This is a genomic window from Immundisolibacter sp., from assembly GCF_028696615.1.
Classification (GTDB): Bacteria; Pseudomonadota; Gammaproteobacteria; order Immundisolibacterales; family Immundisolibacteraceae; genus Immundisolibacter.
Window position 1 is genome coordinate 1 of sequence record NZ_JAQVGQ010000280.1, and the last position, 3,027, is coordinate 3,027.

The 3,027-nt window shown below is 67.7% G+C and carries 2 protein-coding genes and 1 tRNA gene; 2 read left to right on the forward strand and 1 reads right to left on the reverse strand.

Annotated features, from left to right (window positions below):
- Nucleotides 1-42: 42 nt before the first annotated feature.
- Together prfB and lysS are read left to right on the forward strand one after the other, a co-directional pair.
- A protein-coding gene (prfB, locus tag PHC73_RS13185) for a peptide chain release factor 2 (protein WP_300129177.1) occupies nt 43-1,141 on the forward strand; the annotation gives its coding sequence in 2 pieces (ribosomal slippage) (nt 43-117 and nt 119-1,141; 1,098 coding nt in all).
- Between the two features lie 4 nt (nt 1,142-1,145).
- On the forward strand, nt 1,146-2,648 hold the full coding sequence (lysS, locus tag PHC73_RS13190; RefSeq protein ID WP_300129174.1) for a lysine--tRNA ligase: 1,503 nt from the start codon (nt 1,146-1,148) through the stop codon (nt 2,646-2,648).
- 25 nt (nt 2,649-2,673) lie between these two features.
- Here the strand turns inward: lysS and PHC73_RS13195 are convergent.
- Nucleotides 2,674-2,746: transfer RNA gene (locus PHC73_RS13195), tRNA-Thr, on the reverse strand.
- Nucleotides 2,747-3,027 lie beyond the last annotated feature (281 nt).

The following is a 3,027-nucleotide window of genomic DNA, read 5'->3' on the forward strand; positions in this document are numbered from 1 at the left end:
ACCATTGGCGGTCTTTTTTGCGCCTCCGGAACCCGGCCCGCCATGATCGACATCAATCCCCAACGCCACGCCCTGAAAGACCTCGCCGCGCGGGTGGACGCGCTACGGGGGTATCTTTGACCTCGACGCCAAGCAGGAGCGCCTGACCGAGGTGCTGCGCGAGCTCGAAGACCCCAAGGTCTGGGACGACCCCGAGCGCGCGCAGGAGCTGAACCGCGAGCGCGCCCGGCTGGAAGACGTCGTCGGCGGCCTGAAGGAGATTTCGCAGGGCATCGCCGACGGTCTCGAGCTGGCCGAGTTGATCGAACTGGAAGACGACCAGGCCGCCGCCGATGCGCTGTCCACCGACGTGCTGCGCCTCGAGCAGCAGGTGCAGCGGCTGGAATTCCAGCGCATGTTCTCCGGCGAGGCCGACGCCAACAACGCCTACATCGACATCCAGGCCGGCTCCGGCGGCACCGAGGCGCAGGACTGGGCCGCCATGCTGCTGCGCATGTACCTGCGCTGGTGTGAGCGCAAGGGTTTCGAGGTGGAGATCACCGAACAATCCGACGGCGAAGTGGCCGGCATCAAGTCCGCCACCGTGCACGTGCGCGGGCCGTATGCCTACGGCTACCTGCGCACCGAAACCGGCGTGCATCGTCTGGTGCGCAAGTCGCCGTTCGATTCCGGCAACCGGCGGCACACCTCGTTCGCGTCGGTGTACGTGTACCCGGAAGTCGACGAGAACATCGAGATCGACATCAACCCGGCGGATCTGAAGGTCGACACCTACCGAGCATCCGGCGCCGGCGGCCAGCACGTCAACCGCACCGAGTCGGCCATCCGCATCACGCACGTGCCGACCGGCATCGTGGTGGCCTGCCAGGCCGACCGCTCGCAGCACAAGAACCGCGCCACCGCCATGTCGCAGCTGCGCGCCAAGCTGTACGAGCGGGAACTGAACGCCCGCCGCGCCGAGGCGCAGGCCGCCGAGGAAGCCAAGTCCGACATCTCCTGGGGCCACCAGATCCGCTCCTACGTGCTGGATCAGTCGCGCATCAAGGACCTGCGCACCGGCGTCGAGACCGGCAACACGCAGGCGGTGCTGGACGGTGATCTGGACCCCTTCATCGAAGCCAGCCTCAAGAGCGGTCTCTAGAGCCATGCACCACGAAGAAGACAACGAGCAGATCGCCATCCGACGCGACAAGCTGGCTGCCTGGCGTCACGCCGGCCTGGCCTATCCGAACGACTTTCGTCGCGATGCACTGGCCGGCGAGCTGCTGGCCGCGCATGCCGATACCGGCGCCGAGGCGCTGGAGGCCGCGCCGGTGGCGGTGCGCATCGCCGGGCGCATCATGACGCGTCGCCTCATGGGCAAGGCGTCGTTCGTGCACCTGCAGGACGGCTCCGGCCGCCTGCAGGTCTACGTGCAGCGCGACGTGCTCGGCGAGGCGGCGTACGAGGAGTTCAAGCGGCTCGATCTTGGCGACATCGTCGGCGTGGCCGGCACGCTGTTTCGCACCAAAACTGGCGAGCTCACCGTGCGCGCGACCGAAGTGCGCCTGCTGACCAAGGCGCTGCGCCCGCTGCCGGACAAATGGCACGGCCTGCAGGACGCCGAGCGCCGGCACCGCCAGCGGTATCTGGACCTCATCGTCAACGAGGACGCGCGGCGCACGTTCGCCATCCGCTCGGCGCTGGTCGCGGGGCTGCGCGAGTGGTTCGTCGGTGAAGGGTTTGTCGAGGTCGAGACGCCGCTGCTGCAGCCCATGCCGGGCGGTGCCGCGGCGCGGCCGTTCGTCACCCACCACAACGCGCTCGACATGACGCTGTACCTGCGCATCGCGCCCGAGCTTTACCTCAAGCGCCTGGTGGTGGGCGGCTTCGAGAAGGTATTCGAGCTCGGCCGCAATTTCAGGAACGAGGGCCTGTCCACGCGCCATAACCCCGAGTTCACCATGCTCGAGTTCTACCAGGCCTACGCGGACTACCGCGACCTGATGGACCTGACCGAGCGCCTGCTGCGCGATCTGGCCCGGCGCGTGCTCGGCAGCACCGAACTCGACTACCAGGGCCTGCGCATCGAGTTTGCGAAGCCGTTTGCACGCTACACACTGGCCGAGGCCATCAGCGCCTACCTGCCGCGCGCCACGCCGGCCGTGCTGGCCGATCTGCCCGCCGCCCGCGCGCTGGCGCTGGAGCTGGGTCTGGTGGTCAAGGACGACGACGGCCTGGCGCAGGTACAGCTCGAGCTGTTCGAGAAGGTGGTCGAGGAGCAGCTCATCCAGCCGACCTTCGTCACCGATTTTCCGGTCGAGGTGTCGCCGCTGGCCCGCCGGCGGGCGGACGATCCGGCGCTTACCGAGCGCTTCGAGCTGTTCATCGCCGGCCGCGAGCTGGCCAACGGTTTTTCCGAGCTGAACGACCCCGAAGACCAGGCCGCGCGCTTTCTCGAGCAGGCGGCGCGCAAGGCGGCCGGCGACGAGGAGGCCATGTACTTCGACGCCGATTATGTGGAGGCGCTGGAATACGGCCTGCCGCCCACCGCCGGCGAGGGCATCGGCGTCGACCGCCTGGCCATGCTGTTCGCGGACGTCACCTCCATCCGTGAGGTGATCCTGTTCCCGCATCTGCGCCCGCAGCGCCCGGGCGGCGCCGACTGACGGCATCGCCCGGGCAGTGAAACGGTGCCGCTTGTCCGGATCGAACGGACGACCTATCGCTTACAAGGCGATTGCTCTACCAGCTGAGCTAAAGCGGCGTTGGATGGGTGAGCTTGCGCGTGGCCGATGTGGCGCCGCGCGGCCCGCATTCTACACGCCGCGTCGCCTCGTCTTCGCAAGGCCGGTGCATGTGAAAAGGGGCGGGAAGACGCCGGTCTTCCCGCCCCTGATCGCCGCCAGTGCGGCGGTTTTAGCAGGCCGTTGAAAAACGGCCTGCGACCGCGAGGCAGGGATGCCTCGCACGCAAATCAAATACGCATGTATTTGATTTGTCGGAGTCGCGCCCGGACATGCGCCGGGCGCGACGAGTTGAAAAAGG

Coding starts and splice junctions, on each gene's coding strand:
- lysS (WP_300129174.1), top strand. CDS start 1,146: ATGCACCACGAAGAAGACAACGAGCAGATCGCCATCCGACGCGACAAG.